This is a genomic window from Agrobacterium vitis (genome assembly GCF_013337045.2).
GTDB lineage: Bacteria > Pseudomonadota > Alphaproteobacteria > Rhizobiales > Rhizobiaceae > Allorhizobium > Allorhizobium vitis_B.
The window spans coordinates 206,710-226,267 of the sequence record NZ_CP118261.1; the positions used below are offsets into that span (position 1 = coordinate 206,710).

Here is a 19,558-nt window from a genome sequence, read left to right on the forward strand (position 1 = left end):
AGGAGGAAATCAATGGAACTTAAGCAACAGATGCTTTTGCTTTCTTCGTTGAAGACTGTGCGAAGGGCTGGCAGCGTCAATGACTTGAACGCAGCTATTTCTGAGGTGCGTGATCGGTACGGTTTCGCCCATTTGGTGTTTTTGCTGGTGAAGCCCGCAAACCACCCAAACATCGAGCCTCTGTTTTGTGCAACATATCCAGAGGAATGGACTTCTCTTTATCTTCGGAACAATTACCTGGAGAGTGACCCCGTCATTCAATTCTCACAGAAAGGCTTCCTTCCCTACGATTGGTCCGGCATCGAACGGACCTCTGAAACAGCGCGTGCGTTTTTCAAGGAGGCGAACGCGTTCGGTGTTGGTGTCAATGGATTGACAGTCCCCATCAGAGGTCCCGGTGGTGAGCGCAGTCTTTTTTCAGCGACTTCGAATCTTCTGGGAAGAGAATGGCGCGCATTACGGACATCGAGCAAAAACGATCTTCTGGTCCTTTCCCATTTCTTTCACGAGAAAGTTCTCACGGTGTCGAGGTTACGAAAAACGAACGCATACCGCACGCTGTCCAAACGTGAGCAACAGTGCCTCCAACTGCTGGCCAGCGGCATCGTGCCCAAGCGCATTGCATCGCAGTTGCAGCTCTCGGAGAGTGCTGTCCGCCTTTATCTCAGATCAGGTCGAGGCAAACTCAATGCTCGGACAATGTATCAGGCGATCGCCAGAGCAAGCTTTCTGGAAATAATCCAGACGCGATAGTCTGAGCAGACTTTTCACTGTCGTTCAATTTCGTCGTCCCGGAAATGCTGCGTTGTCCGTCAATCTATCGAAATCGATAGATTGCGCTGAGCCCTATTGTTGCGGACCTTGATCGCTCTGAATTGCCCCCTAGAGCCACGCAATTGGCGAGGTGGTCATGCATCGAATTCGGCAACCGAATTGCTGTTGGCCCCTGCATTTGGCTCAGTATCAAGGAGCATGCAATGGCTGACAGCCTGACCATAGAGGCGTGGAAAAAAGCGCCGCGTCTCAACGCATTTGCGTCCTTTTTCGAAAGAACGGCGAGTGGCAAGGGAGGGTCACCCGGTCTGGGTGTACCAGAGCCTGCGATGAATCTGCTGTGTTACGATCTGGATTGTATGACATTCTGGGACACTCATCGGCGGTTATGGGGTCATTTCGACAGTCATTATTTTGCGAGCATCCCGTATAGATTGGAGGAAGAGTGCCGCCTTGCCGTTGCGATTCTGTCGTTTGGCCACAAGGCATGGGCGCGCAGTGGGCGTGCTGCGACAGTTTACACATTGGGTGCTGGTGCTGGCACCCTTGCCAGAGCGCTGGCAAGGCTTGGGGACGGACGCCTGAAAACGCTCAATTGCAGCCCGACGAACGGTAATCGTGTTTGCTTTTTTGCCAAGCGAGGAAGCGATGATGCCAGCTTCTATCATGGTCCATTCTTTGAGCTGGATGATGAGCGCTATGCGTCGGATGAGGCTCTTCGTCCCTTCCGGGATGGATATGATATCCTGCTCGAGGACACGACGTTTCAGATGTATGGGCGCGACAGAGAAAATCAAACCGCCTTTATCGCACCAAGGCTTCGCGAAGGCGGGGTGTTGGTACAGGTGCAGAAGCTTAAGAACCCAAAACCAGACGTCTATCTTGCGCGTGAGATTCAAAAGGATGAGATCTTCAAATCGAAGTTTTTTTCTACCGCGCAGATTATCGAAAAGCAGCGCGATGTGCTTGAGACGATGGTAGATTTTCAGGTCGATCTCGAAACCTCGGGATCTGCTCTCCAATCATACTTTCGGTACAGCGTTGTCACCTGGAACAGTGGGAATTTCTACACGATTGTCTCATCCAATTCCTTGGGCTCGATCCGCGATTTTTGCGCGTCGATGCTAAGGCCGGCGATACCAGAAGAGTTTTGCTATGAGCCGCTACCACGCATCATCATCAATGATGAAAAAGATCCCATCCGGGCAGACTGGACCTGGCGCACACCGCATTCAATTCGTGGCGAGGCCACAACGGGAACGTCCTCAGGTGTAAGTGAATGACACAGGAAGAAAAGCCATCCCACGTCAATTGCGATCACGCGACGCTGGATGAGGTCATGCGGGCATTAACGTTTCTGATGCCCGATCTTACGCGATTCTGGGCGCTTCCGCTTAAACACTACGCATACACTGTTTATGATACAGTCATCAGAGGCGACGGTTCCGTGCGCAAGGATGCCATGGTGCGGCTACAAAGATGTATTGTGCGGGCTGCGTTGAGGTCTGGAGCAAGCGATGAGGATGTAGAGCGTGTCAGCCACCAAATAGCACAATCGCCCATTATACAAACCGGACCTCACTGTCATTTGCTGGTCGAGCCTGATGCATTCTACACACATCTGTTCAGCGCGCTTGGCCTCGCAGCCCATGGTCTCCGATGGCACATATGGTACAGCGCCTCGACGGTGAAGTTTATTGAGCGCGCGAAAAAAGGTCCCGGATGGCTTTCGCTCAATGGAAATGCGGTGAATGTCTTCGGGTTGCCCCGCAGGCGTATGGATTCTTACAGCATTTGCGGACAAAATGGACCGTATCGGTTCGAATTGGCAGCACAGAAAGGCGATGAAGCCACCAATGCTCTGGCTTCGCAATTGAAGGCAATCTTGCCTGATCGCGCATTTCCATCTGCCGCAGAGGCAATCAAGACCGCCAATCAGATCCTCTGGCGGAGCTCATTTCCTCCGTCAATACGACTGTTGCAAGTTGATGATCTCGACGTTGCCGATCTGGTCGCCGACCATCTCGAAGACAGCGGATCATGGCTTTCGGCTCGTTTGAATGAGCATGACCCTTTCGCAAATAATATAATGCGGACGATGGATCATCTGAATGCGGGGGCATGGGCAGGATGGGTCCGCCCAACGACTGATTTCTTCTGGGGGCTACAGGATGGGCGGATATTCCCTCTGCATCTGGAACGAGGTGTCTGTTCAGGTGGGCCTTCGTCCACGTTTAAGGTCCGTTTTGAGCCTGAACACCTTGCGGCCGCGCTGCGCGAGCGCAAACTGGTGCCGAATCTTCTGACAACCTTTTTGATCACCTCAATCCTCCCCGGCACCCGTGTGCTCGGCGGCTGTCGTCAGACTGTATATTACCCTCTTATGCGGTATCTGGTCGCGACGGCACTCCAATTCTCAGGTGATTGGCAACTCCTCGACACAATGCGTGCCGACAAGTGCTTGGGCGTATGGGGGCACCGCGTTTTGCGCCCAACCGTAGGCGATCCCTTGCTTGAAATCGAAAAACATGGATCAGTGATGCAGATTGCGGCCCAATACAGTGCTCGCACGCTTAAGGATTGCGCTGGAGACATGGCGAGTTTCACCAAGGATCCGATTTGGGCGCAGATGTCAGCGCATATCCGGGATCAGGCCGTCAACCTGCAGTCTGCGGAGTGGCAATGGGTATAGGTTGCGCGCAAAGGCGAATTGTTGCCGATTGAGAAGGTTACGAAAATGTCTCCGACGGGTGGGTATCCCAATGGCCGGAAATGTCTTCGGGAGAGGCTCATTGAATATTAGGAGGCCGGTCATGGAAGCCAAAACGCTGCTAATCCGATGCATTTCCCACGAAGACATTGCCGTTTTTCGACGTATTCGTCTGGAAGCTCTTGCATGCGAGCCTGCATCTTTTGCCAGCCGGTTTGAAGATTGGGAAAAGCTCTCAGATGACGATTGGCACCAAAGATTACAGGATCACATCTTTATCGCATTCAGCGATGATGAACCGGTTGGCATTATGGGGCTGTCGCGACTTCGTCCAAAAAAGATGGCGCATCGCGCTACCCTTGTGATGGTATATATTCGAAAGCGCTTTCGTGGCACTGGTCTTTCCAGAAAACTCCTTGGTGCAGTTATCGATTTTGCCAAAGCCAAGGGAATTTTACAGATTGAGCTCGGCGCAAGTGCTGACAACCTGGAGGCGTTGCGCTTTTACCGGCGCAATGGATTCACAGACATCGGCCTCAATCCGCGTGGGTTTCTCGATGAGGGCAGGGCTGTCGATGAAGTGCGCATGGCGCGTCTGTTCAATGAATATCCCAGTCATTGCCAGAGCGGTTCCTTGAGCAGGTGATGCGATGGTGCGACATGTGGCATCGTAGATGTCGATAAAGCGGAATTTTATCGACATGTTGTAGGGGCCAAGAGGTTCTACTATTCGGACCGAGCCGATGTCCGGTCGCGCAGAAGGGCGAGCAATGCCGGATTGATGTAAAGGTTCTCTCGTCCCGCCTTCACTTCTTTGAGCAGGCCGTTGTCAGCGAGCGCTTTCAGGTAGACGGATGCCGCCTGACGCTTGGCAATGCCAGCATCTACGACGTCGCTGATCCGGCAATAAGGATTGACAAAGATCACTTCAGCCAGTTCACGCGTGTAGATTTTCGGGAGATCACGACGGATGCGTTCAGCTGTTTGGTCAAGCAAATCGCGAATGGCTCGAATCCGTGATGTTGACCAATCGGCTGTGTCACGGACAGCTTCTAGCATGTAGAGGATCCAGTCTTCCCAGGCCCCCTTGGTGGTGACTGCCAGAAGTCGCTCATAGTAGTCGCGCTTGTTGCCTATGATGTATCGACTTAGGTAGAGCACAGGGATATCCAGCAGGCCTTTATCAACGAGGTAGAGAAGGTTTAGCACGCGCCCAGTACGGCCGTTGCCGTCTATGAAAGGATGTATGGCCTCAAATTGGTAGTGCATCACGGCAAGTCGGATCAACGGATCTATATCTTCTGCTTCGTGAATGTATCGCTCCCAGTTGGCCAGCTTGTTTCGTAGCAGGTCCTGTCCTTCCGGCGGGGTGTAGATCACCGTACCTGTCGCCTCATTCATCAGTGCCGTGCCGGGTGTCGAGCGGATATCCAGATCAACGCCCTTGATCCTGCGGCAGACAGCGACCGCAGTGGACGTCGATACCGGGCGCTCTTTGAGCGATTGAAATCCTTCATTGAGGGCTGTCCGATACCGCAGTGCCTCCTTCGTTGCAGGATCGGCCTGGTCTCCAGTTTCGTTGGCGAAGCGGAACAGTCGATCAGTCGTGGTGACGATATTCTCTATTTCCGAACTCGCCTGAGCCTCAAGCAACGGGATCGAGTTGATAAGGACGGACTGATTGGGGATGAGTTGTCCTGATATGCGGAGTTCGGCAAGTGACGCCCTCGCCGCAATGCAGGCTTTGAGGACTGCCTTCGTTTCGACGTCGTCTTTCGGGGGCAGCGCAGGGAGATCATTATAGGGGAACTCCGGGCGAAATATCATGTCGATCAATCCTGGTTTTATCGACATGTGGCATCGCACATGTCGTCAGCATCGACATATCAGAAAATCGTGTCGATCAAATTGGTTTTTAACGACATATTGTGGCGGGTACAAGGGGTGCCACAAATGTAGAAGATGCGGATAAACGGACTAAGCGTACCGCTGCGAAGTCAGGATCCGTGGTTGAGCCTCTGGTTCAGGCGGCTTGAATGCAAGCGATTATACTCACAATAATCACTGAGACGTGACGCCTGGGGTTGCAATTACCACGATTTTCGGCGGCCCACATGCCCAATCAACCCCCCAAAAAATCGGAATAGACGTAAGCCTACGGCGAAGGCAGCAGGCATGGGCGTTGTTATTCAACCGGAATCCGATCGATTCAACAACGCCATTTTGAGGGCGGTGCGTTGGTGTTGCCGCTACGGTATCAGCGACCCTGCTATGCAAACGAGGCCCGCCGGATCAGCGGGCCTTTTCTATTTCATCGGTGGGTAGAATGCCGAAGGCTTGATGGACTGACGGTTGATATTGCTTGGCGACCGCATCAACGCCAGCCATGATCGAGCTGCGCCATGACGGACCTTGATCCCACGCCTCGCGAAGAGCTTCAGCCAGGCTTGTCCCTTCGCCCGTTTCCTGCAATGCCTCGAACAGCATTCCAGCTTGCCGCAAATCCTTATCCTTCTTTGCTTTACCCCCGGCATCATTCTGGCGACGACCGGCGACGATCAGCTTGTGGACGGCATACCGGCATGGATCGGGCACCACGACCGAAACTCCGGCACCATGCAGCAGGATCGTCCGAACGGGATCACGCAGCAGGAAATCCATGAACCGCAGGGGTTCGGCCGCGGCCCCACCAAGAGCGGGCATCTGAGCCGGTTGATCCGAATATTCTTCAGCTCCCCGATTTGTCGTCAGGAACTTGACCCGATAACCAGACGAATTGCGGAAAGCATTAGAGTTGGGGGAACCGGAAATTTTGGGTAGTGCTCGGAAGGACGGATCGACGCCCTGAAGGAGATCAAGGATTGGCGGAATCGAATCTTCGACCTCGCTTGAGATCGCATAATCTTGAGCGAGGTCCGCATCACCTGTGAGGATCGCTGCCATTGGCAATCTGATACCGAGATGAGCGGCGTAGCACTGGAATGCGACCGTGCCGACAAGGACACCTCGAAGCCGGAAGAGCCCGGCCGCAGCAAGGGTTTCAACGACCGCGCCAGTGAGGCGATCAGGAGCAACCAAACCAGCCTCACGAGTGAGAGCCGCCACCATCTTTCGGCGGTTTTGGTAATCGTCCTTTTCGCCTCGGAAGGTCTCGACCCGCGCTGTGATTTCCTCATCATCGACCGGCCCGACATATCGGCGTTTCTGACCGCCTTCTCCGTTCGGTTGATCAAAATACCAGTATGCGTGATTGTCGACCGTCACCTTGACGAAACGTCCTGTTGGCGGGAAGTCGGCCGACCATTGCGCATCGAAAGTCCGCTGCTGCAACTCCGCAACCATCGTCCTGAACATGAGATCGATTTGCTTCATGTGAGGCGTCCTATAACATTTCCTCAAATCTAGTATAGTTCGTTGATTTTGGCAAATCGGATGAAATGTTATCGGTCTCAATTTTAAAACGAGGCACGGGGATGTTCTCTATTCAGGTCGGCTCATCTACCTTCCGCCATTTTTTGATATTTGGTGGTCAACCGTTTGCCGATGTCATGGATTGGCTTGCTCCGGCCAGCATCGGCATCTGCAACGCCTCGCGCAATTGCAATATCGAGCGCCGCAAGCCGTTTTTCCCGTTCCTCAATCATACGAATTCCCTTGCGCGGAAATTCACTGCATGATTTGTAACAACCCGCTTTTATGAGGTTGGACACATATGCTTAAAGGTGTTGTCCGAGATTTGCGCTGCATGCCATGCCAATACCTCTCTATGGCTTTTTATCGCCTGGGTTGAGGGTAGTTAGCGACTATCGCTTATACGCGGCGGTAATTTGGCGAGGGAGCACCCAATTTCTGCATTTTTTGGAGCGGCAGCGCGATGTCTTCGAGCATTCTCAACCCTCACGATTTTGACTTCTTGAAATAAATTCCAACTCCCTCGTCATTGAAGAATTCAATCCCCACTGTTTGAAAAGCCGAAATTATGCTCGTCAGATTGTTGCTTATGGGCATGTGCGCCCCACGTTCGAAGTCAGCAATTGTCTGACGAGACACGTTAGCTGCCTTAGCAAGCTCCGCTTGACTCCAGCCCAGCATGGCCCGTGCACCACGGCATTGCTCAATTGTAATATTCTTGCTAGCCAAGACAAACTTTCTGATTGACTTCTATCATTATGTAGGGAACATTGCACTCATCGACCGAGTAAGTGCGGCAACACTTACTCGGCCTAACCACGCCCTAGCTGTATGGAGCTCGGATCATGGCTGATTCCGATAATAGCAGAACTTTGCCTTCGGTCACGCGGCAGCATTTTCAATCCTTGCATGGAACAACGTTTCCCACAGAACGCGTCGCCAAGGTGGCGATCATTGCGTCGTCAAATGATGAATGCCGGTTAATCCCCACGGTGTTTAAACAGTCTGTAGCGGTGCGACAGATTTGGCACCGGCCTGGAGGGCAGCAGACTTCTCAGGATCCCGCAGCAGTGGGCTGATTTCCCCACACACGATACAGCCGAGGTCAGTGCAGTGCGCAATCGCGCGGGACATTGCCTTTGACCATTCCTTGTATCGCGCCTCGAGTTTTGCTGGACATTGTCCAGAGCATTGAAACGTCGCCGGTAGTTTTCCAGCGCGATGCTGTCGGCTGCGTCAAAACCAAAAAAGGGAACATAATGATGAAATTGCAAAATCCGCTTCGCCGGGTTGTTCTAAAAGCTTCGTTGATCTCAGTTGCATCTTCGTGCTTGCCATGGCGACCCGCATGGGCACAGCAGCCTCTTCGGATCGCAACGTCCTATAAGCTGATGACGCTCGATCCGCATTACGCAAACCTCAACGAAAATACTGCATTGCTTTCCCATATCTATGACCGGCTGGTCTATCAGGACGAGCGTTTGGATTTGAAGCCAGGTCTTGCGGTCTCCTGGCGTGCCCCGACTGAGACGCAATGGGAATTCACGCTAAGGCCGAATGTCCGTTTTCATGATCACTCGCCCTTCACCGCAGATGATGTCGTCTATACGATTGAGCGGATAAGGGATTTTGTAAAATCACCCAGTGGAGGTTTTCGTTCCTATGTGAGCTGGATCAAGGCAGTTTCAGCATCTGACCCTCTCACTGTCGTCATTGATACGAATGGCAATATTCCCAATTTACCACTGTTGTTGTCTTCGATTTTTATAATGCATCGGGCGGGGCAGGGGTTCCAGACAACGGATGAACTCAACACAGCGCGCGCTTCAGTCGGGACGGGGCCTTACAGGTTTCAGAACTGGAGTTCCGGCGAGGCATTGCACCTTGCCAGAAATGACGATTACTGGGGTGACAAGCCAGTTTGGGCGGCTGTTTCCTTCCGGATCATTGAAAGCCCTGCCGCACGTGTTGCCGCTCTCTCGACGGGTGAGGTTGATGTGGCGGATGCGATCCCTGCGCGTGATGTCGCCTCCCTGAAACAGCGTGGTGCCAAAATTGCCAACATTGGTGCCGCCCGCGTCAATTTTTTGCAATTTGACGTGGCCCGCGAGACCTTACCCGGCGTCACGAGCAAATCAGGCGGGACAATCGCTAATCCTTTTCAAAATCCGTTGATACGGCGTGCTCTAGCATTGGCAACAGATCGCGGCATTCTGGTTGAGAAGATTCTCGCAGGCTACGGCACACCCGCATCGCAGATTTTCCCCAATGGTCTGCCCGGCACGTCGGCACATCTGCAACCAGAAGCGCCAAATTATGTTGAAGCCAAAGCGCTGCTCGCCAAGGCGGGCTTTCCAGATGGCTTTAATCTCGTTCTTGCAGGACCCGCTGGTCGCTATCCGGGAGATAGCGAGAGTCTGCAGGCAATTGCTCAAAGCTGGGCACGTATCGGCGTGTCGGCTCAGCCAGCGGTGTCGCCGTTCTCGGTCTTCAACACCAAGCGATCTGCAGGTGAATATGCCGTCTGGTATGGCGGAGCCTCTGGCGAGGCGGTCGACATCATTCTCGATGCGCTGCTTGCATCACCCGATCCTGAGCGGGGTACCGGAGCGTTGAACTTTGGACATTATCGGAACAAGACTTTTGATGAGATGCTTTTGAAGGCAGAGGGTCTACAGGAAGGCCCTGAGCGCAACAAAGCTCTGGCGGAGGCGACCGACTTTGTCATGGCTGACCAGCCGATCATTCCCCTCTATCACTTCCATCACATCATCGGTTACGGTCCGCGCGTCGCGTCTTATGTGGCCCATCCTCGCGGCTGGACCACCGCAATGCAAACACTTGCGGCGACGGAGTAGGGACCATGGCTTTGCTTTCCGTTGCATCCGCCAGGCTCTCTCAAGCCTGCCTTCTTCTGTTTGTCATGTCGTTGATTGGTTTCATTGGCGTTCATAGCATTGGCAATCCGGTCTTCAACATTGTCAACATCGAAACCGCCACGCCAGAGGATATCCGGCGTGCGACAATCGCACTGGGATTGGATCAACCTATCTGGCACCAGTATCTTGTCTTTATGAGCAACGTTCTGCGCGGAAATTACGGAACGTCGTATATTTATCATCTTCCCGCTTTTGATCTGGTCATGAGCAAGTTGCCGGCGACGCTGGAGCTGGCGTGCATGGCAATGTTTATCGCAGCCCCCGTCGGGATTGGCCTCGGACTGCTGGCTGGACGGCAAAAAGGCACAACTTTTGATCGGACAGTTTTGAAAGCCTGCATCTTTGCTCTCAGCCTCCCATCCTTCTGGCTGAGCATGATGTTGATCTTGGGCGGAGCCATCCTGACAGGTTGGTTTCCTGCCGGAGGACGCGGTGCGACGGTGAGTGCTTTGGGGAGTGATTGGAGTGTCCTGAGTTTTGACGGCCTTCGACATATGGTTCTGCCCGTACTTGCACTTGCAATCCCGAACATTGCCTTGATCGCGCGGCTTTCCCGATCCGGCACCATCGAAGTCGAGAACCAGGATTTTACGCGATTTTGCCGCGCCAAAGGGCTCTCGCCACAACGGGTCCTGATGCGGCACACGCTTCCAAACATCAGTGTTCCGATCGTCACGATCATTGGCCTGCAATTTGGTGGCATGCTGGCTTTTGCCGTGGTGGTTGAAACGATTTTCGCATGGCCGGGAGTTGGCAAGTTGTTGATCGACTCTATCCAGCTTCTCGACCGGCCTGTGGTTATGGCGACCCTGTCCTTCATCTCCGTGGCGTTCGTCGGACTGAATGCCATGGTCGATCTCTACCAAGCCGTGCTCGATCCGCGCGTGCGCCTCGCCTCTTAAAGGAAATCCGCCATGAAAACTGATATTCTCAGGGCACTCAAAAGGCCAATTAGCGGGCTTCCGTGGCGGCAGGTGATGACTGCATCCAAAATCCTGCTTGCAATTTATGTGCTGCTTGCGCTTGCCGCACCGCTGATCGCTCCGCAAAACCCCTATGATCCATTGCAGATTTTTGGATGGGAGGCTTCTTCTTCTCCCGGCACGCGGGGGAGTGGCGGTTATCTCTACATGCTTGGAACGGACGGGCTCGGGCGTGATATCGCCAGCACGATCCTATATGGCTTGCGCATCAGCTTGGTGGTGTCCGTCACAAGCGCTGCCATTGCTGCTGTGATCGGGCTGACGGCCGGTGTCAGTGCTGCCTATTTTGGCCGTTGGGTGGACGTGACCATCATGCGTCTCGTCGATCTTCAACTCAGCCTTCCTACAATCCTTGTTGCTCTCATCGCCATCGTCACGCTCGGACCTGGTGTGGACCGCATCATTCTGGCGTTGGTCATTGTGCAATGGGCGACGTATGCAAGGTTGGCGCGCGGCGTCGCACTCAGTGAGACACGCAAGCCTTATATGGATGCAGCCAGATTGATGCGCCTGCCAACGTTCCGGATTATCTTCCGCCATCTTCTGCCCAACAGCATAGCGCCTGCGGTGACATTGTTCCCCATTGAAGTAGGGCATGCCATCGCACTGGAAGCAACCTTATCCTTTTTGGGTTTGGGTGTTCCAATCGACAAACCCTCTCTCGGGTCCGCCGTCGCCAATGGCTTTCAATACCTCTTGACCGGCCAATACTGGATCAGCGTGTTTCCAGGTCTTGCCCTCTTTGGTCTGATCGCCAGCATTAATTTTGTCGGTGAAGATATTCGTCACCGTCTCGATCCAAGGAGCCTTTCCGTATGATACGTGATCTGGAAAAGCCACCTCTTCTTAAGGTGGAGAACCTGACTCTGTGCCGAGACTCTCATGCCAACTCCGCGACGATTCTCAGTGGTGTGAGTTTCGAGCTTGGTCGCGGTGAAATCCTCGGTATCATTGGGGAGTCAGGTGCCGGTAAGTCGACATTGGGATATGCTGTCCTTGGACTGCTGCCACCAGAATTGCGGCAGGTCTCAGGCAAAATCGAATTGGATGGCATATCGCTCTCATCAGTTGATGGGCAATGGAAGACCATTCGAGGACGGCGGATATCTGCGGTTTTCCAAGATCACACTGCATCACTCGACCCCCTTATGTCCGTTGGTACGCAGATCGAAGAAACGGTCATGGCCAACGACAGTTCAGCGACGAGATGGCAGGCGCGTGCCCGTGCTATCGAGCTTCTGGACCGCGTCGGGATTACAGATCCACGGCAGCGTTTTGGAAATTATCCGCATCAATTTTCGGGTGGGCAAAGACAACGTGTGGTTGTCGCCATCGCCCTTGCCGGATCGCCAGATATCATCGTGGCCGATGAACCAACCTCTGCTTTGGATGCGAGTGTCCAAAAGCAAATCCTCAAACTCCTTCGAACTCTTGTCGATGAGACGGGCGTGTCCATCCTCCTCGTTACCCATGATATGGGGGTCGTTTCCGAAATAACCGACAGGGTTCTGGTCATGAGAGCAGGGCAGGTGGTGGAACAGGGTCTGACGGCAGTCATTCTCGATGCGCCCCGAAAAGACTATACGCGCAGCCTGCTTGCTGCGGTTCCGCGGCTGCGGGTTTCCGCGCCTTCGCCAAATGTCGATGGGAATGGAGCAATATCCAGCGCTGAAGGGCATGGGGGCGACACGTCTCTCACGGTGCAGGGTGTCTCCAAATCATTCTCGCGGCACGGTTTCTCTCTTCGCCTTGGTCAACAGACGGCAAGGTTTGCCTTAAGCGACGTCAGCATACAACTTCCGTATGGCGTTATCACCGGCATTGTCGGCGAAAGCGGGAGCGGCAAGACCACTCTGGGCCGGATTGTCGCCGGGCTAGACATCGCGACAACAGGAACGGTGACAATCGGAAACAACAATTTCGACGTCTCAAAAAGTGGCTATCGAACCGGGCTCCTCGGGCGTGTGCAGATGGTCTTTCAGGACCCTGCCATGTCGCTAAACCCGAGAATGACCATCAATGAGATATTGCATGAGAGTCTTGGTTTTGGTGCGCAAATGCGTGCTGATCAGACTTCTGCCAATGTCCAAGGAATGATGGATCGGCTTGGTCTCGCGAGGAGCCTTCTCAGCCGCTATCCGCATCAACTGTCGGGCGGTCAGAAGCAGCGTATTTGTATCGCCCGGGCACTTTTGGCGCGACCGCAAGTCATCGTTGCCGATGAGCCGACGTCGGCGCTCGACGTATCCGTACAGGCGGAAATCATCAAGCTTCTTAAAGAGAGCATCACCGAGCATGAAATTACGATGCTCTTCATTTCTCATGACCTTGCGGTGGTGCAGCAGCTTTGCCGTGACGTCTACATCTTGAAAAACGGTCGAGTTGAAGATTACGGCGCTTGTGATTTTGTCTTCTCGAACTCGAGCAATCTTTACACACGCACTCTTATTGATGCCCGGCCGCGCCTGTTCGCGCACTGAGGGGCGTTTGACCACTCCAGGTCCGCCAGCCTGCCTACCATAACCACGTTCCAGAGATCAGCGGCGACTGCTGCTTCGATAGGTGACATATGACCGAAAGTTTCACATTGGCGATGACAGGCCAATCCCTCATAAAACACGATATCCGTAGCATTCGAAGCCAAGGATTTCAGCAGGTCTGCAATCTACTCATGAAAGCAGATTTGGCGTTTACCAATTTCGAGGGAACGATCCGAGGAGCTCATGGCGGGTGGCCTCTCAAAGGATCTTTTTTTGGCTGCAGTGAACCGATTGTTCTCGATGCACTCAAGGCCATCGGTTTCGGGGCCTTGTCTCTTTCCAACAACCACGCTTTCGATCTTGGTCCTTCTGGCGTTTTGTCGACGTTGGAAGAGGTCGAAAAGCGGAGCTTTCTTCACGCAGGCCTTGGACGTAACCATGCAGAGGCTTCGCTTGCCACAAAACGACTAATCGGTCAGAAACGCGTTGCACTCGTTGCGATGGACGGTGGCCCTGGTCCGGATTTTATGTACGCTTCAAACGCTGGCCAAGATCGTCCTGCTCGGCCCGGCGTGAACAGACTTCGATTGTCTCAGGTCATCGAAGTCGACGATACGGCATTCGAGCAGCTTTGCTCCCTCCGCCAGCAGGTAGGCTACACAGCTATCGATCTTACTAATGACAGTCAGCCGGATGATCCGCCCTCCGGTGATCCGAATGAAGTGAATCTGGCACGTGCGGCTTTCAGGCGATCCCACCGGTTCGGGAAGAGCGTGAAAATCGACGAAAAAGATATGACATGCAATCTAAATGCGATTGCATCTGCCGCAGCAGACGGTTGCCTTGTCATTGCGTATTTGCACCATCATCATTGGGCAACGAATTGGTATGAGGTACCTGATTGGGTTGGTGGGGTTGCAAGACGGTGCATTGATGCGGGTGCAGCTATGTTTGTCAGCCACGGAGCGCCCGTGCTTCAGCCGGTGGAGATCTATCGTCGCCGTCCGATCTTTTACAGTCTTGGTAATTTCATCTTCCATGTGAAGTCGGAAGCCTCGTCATGGCGTGCTCCAGAAGTTTGGGAAAGTGTTGTAGCTCTCTGCGATTTTGGACAAGATAATTGCCTTAACGACATTACTTTTCATCCGGTTATAATTGGCGGTGAGGATGCGTTGGGGCATAAAGTCCTCGAAGGCAGACTGGTTCCGCATCGCGCAAGTGGTGTAAGCGCTGAGAGGATTTTGGGGCGATTCAAGGCGCAGTCGGCAAAACTGGGCGCGCAAATTACTCTGGTTGATAATGCCGGTATCTTACGTGTGTAGATCTCATTTTGAGCCGTGAGATTAAGCATTGACACAATTGTAAAAGAAAATATTCCTACAATGCGCCACTCCCACAGGCATCGAGGTTTTTGAATGTATATTCCTGAATATGAGGAGATAGGCCTTCGAAGTGAACTTGTTGAACGGTTTTTCCGGTATGTTGGCATAGAAAGCCAGAGTGACGCTGCTTCAACGCAGTTGCCGTCTTCAAAGGGTCAGCGAGCACTCGCAGAGTTGCTGGCACAGGAGATGAGAGGCCTTGGTCTTGATAACGTTGTTATCGATAAAAATGCTATCGTCACGGGCGTCAAACGGGGCAGCGTTGTGGATGTACCGAGGATAGGATTCATCGCACATCTCGATACTGTAGATGTCGGTTTGTCATCGAGTATTCGGCCCCAGATCAAGTTTTTCGATGGCCATGATGTGTGCCTTAATACCCAAAGAGACATCTGGTTGCGGCTCAAAGAGCATCCCGAGATCCTTCCGTGGCAAGGAGAGGACATTATCTTTGGTGATGGAACCAGCGTGCTCGGAGCGGATAATAAAGCAGCGATATCGGTCATTATGACACTGCTTGCACGGATCGGCCGAGTACAGGCTCATGGCGATATTGTTGTCGCTTTCGTTCCAGATGAAGAGATCGGTTTGCGAGGCGCAAAGGCGCTCGACCTCAGCCGGTTTCCTTGTGACTTCGCTTACACTATCGATTGTTGCGAACTTGGCGAAGTCGTGATTGAGAATTTTAACGCAGCGTCGGCTGAAGTCATCTTTACTGGCGTCAGCGCACATCCGATGTCTGCAAAGGGCGTGCTGGTTAATCCCTTACGAATGGCGTTTGATTTCATCTCCCATTTTGATCGTAATGACTCGCCTGAAGGTAGCTGTGGTCGGGAAGGATATTTCTGGTTCAAGGAGCTGTCAGCCAACGAAAGCGAAGCGCACCTCAAAATTATGGTCCGCGATTTTGACAAGGCTCGATTTGACCAACGGAAACGGGATGTCCAAGAGGTTGCTGCCCATATCAGGTCACAATATCTCACGGGATCCCTCATATGCGACCTATCTGATACCTATCATAATATTGCTGACTATTTTTCCAAAGATAACCGATCAGTGGAATTGCTGTTTGGCGCTCTCGGAAAACTTGGCATCGAAAAAAAACTCATTGCTATGCGTGGGGGAACAGACGGATCAGTCCTGTCGGCTCGTGGTTTACCCACTCCGAATTTTTTCACAGGCGCGTACAATTTCCATTCGCGGTTTGAGTTCCTGCCGGTTGCAGCATTCGAAAAGTCTTACGAAACGGCCCTTACAATCTGCATTCTTGCGGCAGAGCAGGGCTGGACGACGCATCCGTGAATGAGTCACGCTGTAATCGGTACTGGCCCATGTGGCAAAACTGTTGCGAGCATGGTCTTTCGCTAGATACAGGAAATTCATGAAATGGAGAGCTGACTTGAATATGCTCACTATCCATCTACCTGACTGAGAAGGACGGCGCGTGTTCAGATGCTCTAGGTATGATTTATGGTGTACAACGTTCATTTGGGAGCTGGCACGGTCAGCCATCGAATAACTATTTCATCAACGCGACCTGTCGAAAAGGCTTCCTCGCTTTTCCGAACCCACTGGTGTCGCATTCGAATGTTTCACATAAGGAACACTTAATGGTATGACGGCATTTGAGAGCTAATGCTTTAGCTCATGGACCAACATCGGCTCGAATTGCATCGGTTTGTTATGATGCCGTGGAATAAATCTTTCCTACGGACAAAGCAAACACTTATATAGGTAAAGTGGAAACCTGATGGAACCGAAACAATTTAAATCGATTGAAGGCGTGGAGATTCGGTCTTTGCTAGGGCTGACACGGGGGTTATCCGACGCAGATTTAGAAGCCCTTACAGTCAAGGCCATTTTCAATCATCGGCGCTTGGTTGAAGATGCCGACAGACTGTACCACGATCTGCCTGAGGAATATAAAATTGGTAAGATCGCGGGTGGAGCACAGCATCTCAACTACATTGAAGCCAGCATTGAAATGCATGCCCAAATGAGCGTCGTGAACACGCTAATCAGTATTTTGGGGTACATACCTAAGGTCAATGCCAATTAAAAGTCAGATTAGATTTTTTCGAACCGCGATTGCGGTCAAGTGGGCTACGGTATGCACGTCGAAACGTTTCATAGCTTCGGCAATTTTAACGCGTACTGTATTATATTTAACGCCTTCAATGACCGCCACTTCCTCCATTGTTTTACCGACCGCTATCCATCGCAGATATGTTGCTTCTTTCGGATCCAGATAGGCAGGATCTTCGATTTGAGGTCTTGCGCGCAGAAAAGTAAATCGGGTGTGGAGCTGCCCGACTGCAGATGCAGCGGAAACAGCATCAATCTCGCGACGAAGATTGATTTCGCGCTTTTCCGAAGCGACGGTAAACATGGAAATCGAGCCGTTCGCTGTTTTTACAGGAATGGTAATGCCAGAACGGATTCCAAATTCGGCCGCGTGGGCATAGAATTTACGTTCGTCCTTTGAAATGCGCGTTCGTTCCAATTCTCCCGCCCATACGAAGACCCGTTTAATTGCTTTCGCACGCTTAACGACAGGATCAAGCGACGGATAATTTAGCTGAAAATATATGGATCGCCATTCTCGATTGTAGTTCGTGATTGCTAGCGTACGTCCAGGCTGAAGGTTAAGGTACGCATAGCTGTGAAAGCCCATCTGATTGGTAAGGTCGGCCAGCGCATCCTCAATCTTGTTTTGAGTACCTTCAATTGCGCTAATATCAATGAGTTTATCCAACCAGCGCTGCATTCGCTTGCTCCGTGTACTTATGAGTTTCCTTTGTCGCTCGACACTTGGAGAAAAATCTACACGCCAGAGTATAATCGCCGTTGAAGTTCGTCAAATCCATTGTGCGGCGCACCTTCGATGGCAGCATTTGTGAGATGAAATTTGCCCTTTTTTTCAGCCGCCTACTATCCGCTTTGCTGAAGAAGACGATGATAACGACTGCGGTCGTCGACAGTTTAAGGCTGCTGCTACCGGCGAAAGCTGGCCTTGGATCCAACTCGGCTGTGCGCCAATTTCAATCCATTGAAACGATGCCCACGTTTTGCTTGAAGACATTCTGGAAGCTAATGCGGTCTTGACCAAAGCTGATTAGCTCATCTCGATTGTGGTCCGTATGCCGATGACAAGCACATCGACATGGGCCGGATGCTGTGGGAGACGGCGACGTCAACCGTAACTGCGGGCGATTTAACAAGGCAGTCACTACGTGTGAGCCGAATTCGTCGGATCTTGCCGCTTCAAAGTTCATCAGAAAACCGTCCGTACCAGTTAAGATCAGGATTTTGCAGAACGGCTAGAAGTTTTTTATGTAAAAAGTTCCATAATTATGCTTATTAAATTTTTAACCGTCAGAGGGGTACATTCCATTTTCAAATGCAACGAAGACAATAATGGCCATAATTTTAGGAGGATGGAATGGCCCGTTCCTTTGCGCAGTTGAGTTTGGATGAACGGCGCATCATTGCGCAAATGAATGAGAGGAAGATCAGCCAGGCCGAGATTGCGCGCAGGCTTGGACGTGATCGCTCGACGATCTGCCGGGAATTGTGACGCAATTTCTGGCATGACCAAGAGGTCCCGATTGCTGAAGGCTACTGGCATGTGACGGCGCACCGCTTGGCTGCGGCTCGCCGTCGTCAGTATCGCAAGCTGATGCGTGATCCACTTCTGTGCGCGGCGGTCATCGAGCGTCTGCAGGAGGGTTGGTCGCCGGAGCGGATTTCGGGACGGATCAGGCTGTCGAGTGGCGCGCAGACAAGGCTTAGCCATGAGACGATCTATCAGTATGTCTATTCCAAAGAAGGTCAGGATCAGCAGCTGGCTCGCTATTTGCCGGAAAGACGCAGAAAGCGCCGTCCTCGATATGCCCGCAAACCAAGAAGTCTTGTCTTTCCAACGGAATGCGCCATACGAAATAGACCCGAAGGCATTAACTCTCGCCATGAATTCGGCCATTGGGAAGCGGATTTGATGATCTTCAGAAAGGAGCACGGCTCCGCCAACATAGCGACCGTTGTTGAACGAAAAAGCCGTTATACAGTGCTGTTTCGCAACAATGACCGGCGTTCGAAGCCAATCATGAATCAACTGATCAATCATCTGGCTCCCCTGCCCGTCAACGCTCGGTAAAGCCTGACATTCGACAGAGGACTGGAGTTCACGTCATGGCGCGAACTCCAGACTGGCATGGGAACAGCGGCATGGTTCTGCGACCCCCAGGCACCCTGGCAAAAAGGCACAGTCGAGAACACCAACAAACGTGTCCGGCGCTATCTGCCCTCGGAAACCATTGTGCTGAATGTCACCGACCAGGATATCCGCGCCCCGTGCGAACGTCTCAACGACACGCCGAGTGTGAAACAGCACTGAAGGCTGACCTTGTTCAAAAAGGTGGCAAGTGCCTGACTTTACATGCAAAATTGCAACGAGAGCGGGGCATCATCGGCGTATATCTCGACTCCATCTAGTTTCAATTTCATCTCAGTAAATCAATACCTTGCTGGACCTATCACAGGGGTCAACCTTCCGTGCTGATTCACAACGTCAAAGGCGAGTTCAGCCTGACGGCGCTGGCCTACAATATCAAAAGGGCCATCACCCTTGTCGGCGTTGCGGGTCTGATCGCTGCTGTCAGGGCATGACATCCCCACTGTGCGCACCTTTTGAACCAAATGTGGATGCCAAAGTGCTCAACAGTGCCTTAACGGGCTCGTTGGACATCGAAATCAGGAAAATCTCGATGCCTGCAGAGTTCCGGCACTGAACAGCGCAGGCCATCATTCATCCAAAGAGTTTTCGGACGGTATGCCGAAAATTTGCGACAAGCCTCTTTATAACCTTCAGTTTACTTAA

Annotated in this window: 17 protein-coding genes and 1 pseudogene; 13 read left to right on the forward strand and 5 right to left on the reverse strand. The window is 52.4% G+C overall.

Annotated elements, in window-relative coordinates; all coding sequences use genetic code 11:
• Positions 1-12 precede the first annotated feature (12 nt).
• The 4 genes from G6L01_RS23880 to G6L01_RS23895 all read left to right on the forward strand — a co-directional run bounded on the left by G6L01_RS23880 (position 13) and on the right by G6L01_RS23895 (position 4,130).
• Positions 13-753, forward strand: coding sequence for a helix-turn-helix transcriptional regulator (locus tag G6L01_RS23880; RefSeq protein WP_081344105.1), 741 nt, complete (start codon positions 13-15; stop codon positions 751-753).
• A gap of 224 nt (positions 754-977) precedes the next feature.
• Positions 978-2,057 (forward strand): class I SAM-dependent methyltransferase, encoded by a 1,080-nt coding sequence (locus tag G6L01_RS23885; protein WP_070165803.1) that lies wholly within the window; start codon positions 978-980, stop codon positions 2,055-2,057.
• Positions 2,054-3,466, forward strand: coding sequence for a hypothetical protein (locus tag G6L01_RS23890; protein ID WP_070165805.1), 1,413 nt, complete (start codon positions 2,054-2,056; stop codon positions 3,464-3,466). Before G6L01_RS23885 ends, G6L01_RS23890 begins: the two co-directional genes overlap by 4 nt.
• 121 nt (positions 3,467-3,587) lie before the next feature.
• Positions 3,588-4,130, forward strand: coding sequence for a GNAT family N-acetyltransferase (locus tag G6L01_RS23895; RefSeq protein WP_070165807.1), 543 nt, complete (start codon positions 3,588-3,590; stop codon positions 4,128-4,130).
• A gap of 80 nt (positions 4,131-4,210) precedes the next feature.
• Here the strand turns inward: G6L01_RS23895 and fic are convergent, their stop codons facing one another.
• The 4 genes from fic to G6L01_RS23915 all read right to left on the reverse strand — a co-directional run bounded on the left by fic (position 4,211) and on the right by G6L01_RS23915 (position 7,624).
• Entirely contained in the window at positions 4,211-5,311 is a 1,101-nt protein-coding gene (fic, locus tag G6L01_RS23900; RefSeq protein ID WP_070166153.1) for a protein adenylyltransferase Fic, read from the reverse strand.
• Between the two features lie 465 nt (positions 5,312-5,776).
• On the reverse strand, positions 5,777-6,856 hold the full coding sequence (locus G6L01_RS23905) for a nucleotidyltransferase family protein (RefSeq protein ID WP_070165809.1): 1,080 nt from the start codon (positions 6,854-6,856) through the stop codon (positions 5,777-5,779).
• 122 nt (positions 6,857-6,978) lie between these two features.
• The gene (locus G6L01_RS23910) at positions 6,979-7,194 is read right to left on the reverse strand and encodes a type II toxin-antitoxin system ParD family antitoxin (RefSeq protein ID WP_337692744.1); all 216 of its coding nucleotides are present in this window, start codon (positions 7,192-7,194) and stop codon (positions 6,979-6,981) included.
• A 187-nt stretch (positions 7,195-7,381) separates the two neighbouring features.
• Positions 7,382-7,624 carry a helix-turn-helix transcriptional regulator gene (locus tag G6L01_RS23915; RefSeq protein WP_272951069.1) on the reverse strand — a complete coding sequence of 81 codons (243 nt, stop codon included), beginning with the start codon at positions 7,622-7,624 and terminating at the stop codon, positions 7,382-7,384.
• A 116-nt stretch (positions 7,625-7,740) separates the two neighbouring features.
• Here G6L01_RS23915 and G6L01_RS23920 point away from each other — a divergent pair, with 116 nt between their 5' ends.
• The 8 genes from G6L01_RS23920 to G6L01_RS23955 all read left to right on the forward strand — a co-directional run bounded on the left by G6L01_RS23920 (position 7,741) and on the right by G6L01_RS23955 (position 16,738).
• On the forward strand, positions 7,741-7,974 hold the full coding sequence (locus G6L01_RS23920; protein ID WP_139190377.1) for a hypothetical protein: 234 nt from the start codon (positions 7,741-7,743) through the stop codon (positions 7,972-7,974).
• A 183-nt stretch (positions 7,975-8,157) separates the two neighbouring features.
• Complete coding sequence (locus G6L01_RS23925; RefSeq protein WP_070166154.1) at positions 8,158-9,753, forward strand: ABC transporter substrate-binding protein; 1,596 nt, start codon at positions 8,158-8,160, stop codon at positions 9,751-9,753.
• Positions 9,754-9,758: 5 nt separating this feature from the next.
• A complete protein-coding gene (locus G6L01_RS23930) occupies positions 9,759-10,736 on the forward strand; it encodes an ABC transporter permease (protein WP_070165817.1) in 978 nt (325 codons plus the stop codon).
• A 12-nt stretch (positions 10,737-10,748) separates the two neighbouring features.
• A complete protein-coding gene (locus G6L01_RS23935; RefSeq protein ID WP_070165818.1) occupies positions 10,749-11,636 on the forward strand; it encodes an ABC transporter permease in 888 nt (295 codons plus the stop codon).
• Positions 11,633-13,297: a dipeptide ABC transporter ATP-binding protein gene (locus G6L01_RS23940; RefSeq protein WP_070165820.1), complete on the forward strand. Its 1,665-nt coding sequence runs from the start codon at positions 11,633-11,635 to the stop codon at positions 13,295-13,297. Before G6L01_RS23935 ends, G6L01_RS23940 begins: the two co-directional genes overlap by 4 nt.
• A gap of 89 nt (positions 13,298-13,386) precedes the next feature.
• Entirely contained in the window at positions 13,387-14,619 is a 1,233-nt protein-coding gene (locus G6L01_RS23945; RefSeq protein WP_070165823.1) for a CapA family protein, read from the forward strand.
• A 117-nt stretch (positions 14,620-14,736) separates the two neighbouring features.
• On the forward strand, positions 14,737-15,981 hold the full coding sequence (gene pepT, locus G6L01_RS23950; RefSeq protein WP_174376627.1) for a peptidase T: 1,245 nt from the start codon (positions 14,737-14,739) through the stop codon (positions 15,979-15,981).
• Between the two features lie 448 nt (positions 15,982-16,429).
• Positions 16,430-16,738, forward strand: a complete 309-nt coding sequence (locus G6L01_RS23955; RefSeq protein ID WP_070165825.1) for a transcriptional repressor TraM — start codon at positions 16,430-16,432, stop codon at positions 16,736-16,738.
• Positions 16,739-16,741: 3 nt separating this feature from the next.
• Here G6L01_RS23955 and traR read toward each other — a convergent pair whose 3' ends face one another.
• Entirely contained in the window at positions 16,742-17,446 is a 705-nt protein-coding gene (gene traR / locus G6L01_RS23960; RefSeq protein ID WP_070165827.1) for an autoinducer-binding transcriptional regulator TraR, read from the reverse strand.
• Between the two features lie 675 nt (positions 17,447-18,121).
• On the opposite strand from traR, the pseudogene G6L01_RS23970 reads away from it, so the two are divergent.
• Positions 18,122-19,075 (forward strand): annotated as a pseudogene (locus tag G6L01_RS23970) (IS30 family transposase).
• Positions 19,076-19,558: the final 483 nt, after the last annotated feature.

What these genes read in the sequence shown, in the direction of transcription:
- G6L01_RS23880 (WP_081344105.1), top strand. Translation starts at nt 13, where the DNA reads ATGGAACTTAAGCAACAGATGCTTTTGCTTTCTTCGTTGAAGACTGTG.
- G6L01_RS23885 (WP_070165803.1), top strand. Translation starts at nt 978, where the DNA reads ATGGCTGACAGCCTGACCATAGAGGCGTGGAAAAAAGCGCCGCGTCTC.
- G6L01_RS23890 (WP_070165805.1), top strand. Translation starts at nt 2,054, where the DNA reads ATGACACAGGAAGAAAAGCCATCCCACGTCAATTGCGATCACGCGACG.
- G6L01_RS23895 (WP_070165807.1), top strand. Translation starts at nt 3,588, where the DNA reads ATGGAAGCCAAAACGCTGCTAATCCGATGCATTTCCCACGAAGACATT.
- fic (WP_070166153.1), bottom strand. Translation starts at nt 5,311, where the DNA reads ATGATATTTCGCCCGGAGTTCCCCTATAATGATCTCCCTGCGCTGCCC.
- G6L01_RS23905 (WP_070165809.1), bottom strand. Translation starts at nt 6,856, where the DNA reads ATGAAGCAAATCGATCTCATGTTCAGGACGATGGTTGCGGAGTTGCAG.
- G6L01_RS23920 (WP_139190377.1), top strand. Translation starts at nt 7,741, where the DNA reads ATGGCTGATTCCGATAATAGCAGAACTTTGCCTTCGGTCACGCGGCAG.
- G6L01_RS23925 (WP_070166154.1), top strand. Translation starts at nt 8,158, where the DNA reads ATGAAATTGCAAAATCCGCTTCGCCGGGTTGTTCTAAAAGCTTCGTTG.
- G6L01_RS23930 (WP_070165817.1), top strand. Translation starts at nt 9,759, where the DNA reads ATGGCTTTGCTTTCCGTTGCATCCGCCAGGCTCTCTCAAGCCTGCCTT.
- G6L01_RS23935 (WP_070165818.1), top strand. Translation starts at nt 10,749, where the DNA reads ATGAAAACTGATATTCTCAGGGCACTCAAAAGGCCAATTAGCGGGCTT.
- G6L01_RS23940 (WP_070165820.1), top strand. Translation starts at nt 11,633, where the DNA reads ATGATACGTGATCTGGAAAAGCCACCTCTTCTTAAGGTGGAGAACCTG.
- G6L01_RS23945 (WP_070165823.1), top strand. Translation starts at nt 13,387, where the DNA reads ATGACCGAAAGTTTCACATTGGCGATGACAGGCCAATCCCTCATAAAA.
- G6L01_RS23955 (WP_070165825.1), top strand. Translation starts at nt 16,430, where the DNA reads ATGGAACCGAAACAATTTAAATCGATTGAAGGCGTGGAGATTCGGTCT.
- traR (WP_070165827.1), bottom strand. Translation starts at nt 17,446, where the DNA reads ATGCAGCGCTGGTTGGATAAACTCATTGATATTAGCGCAATTGAAGGT.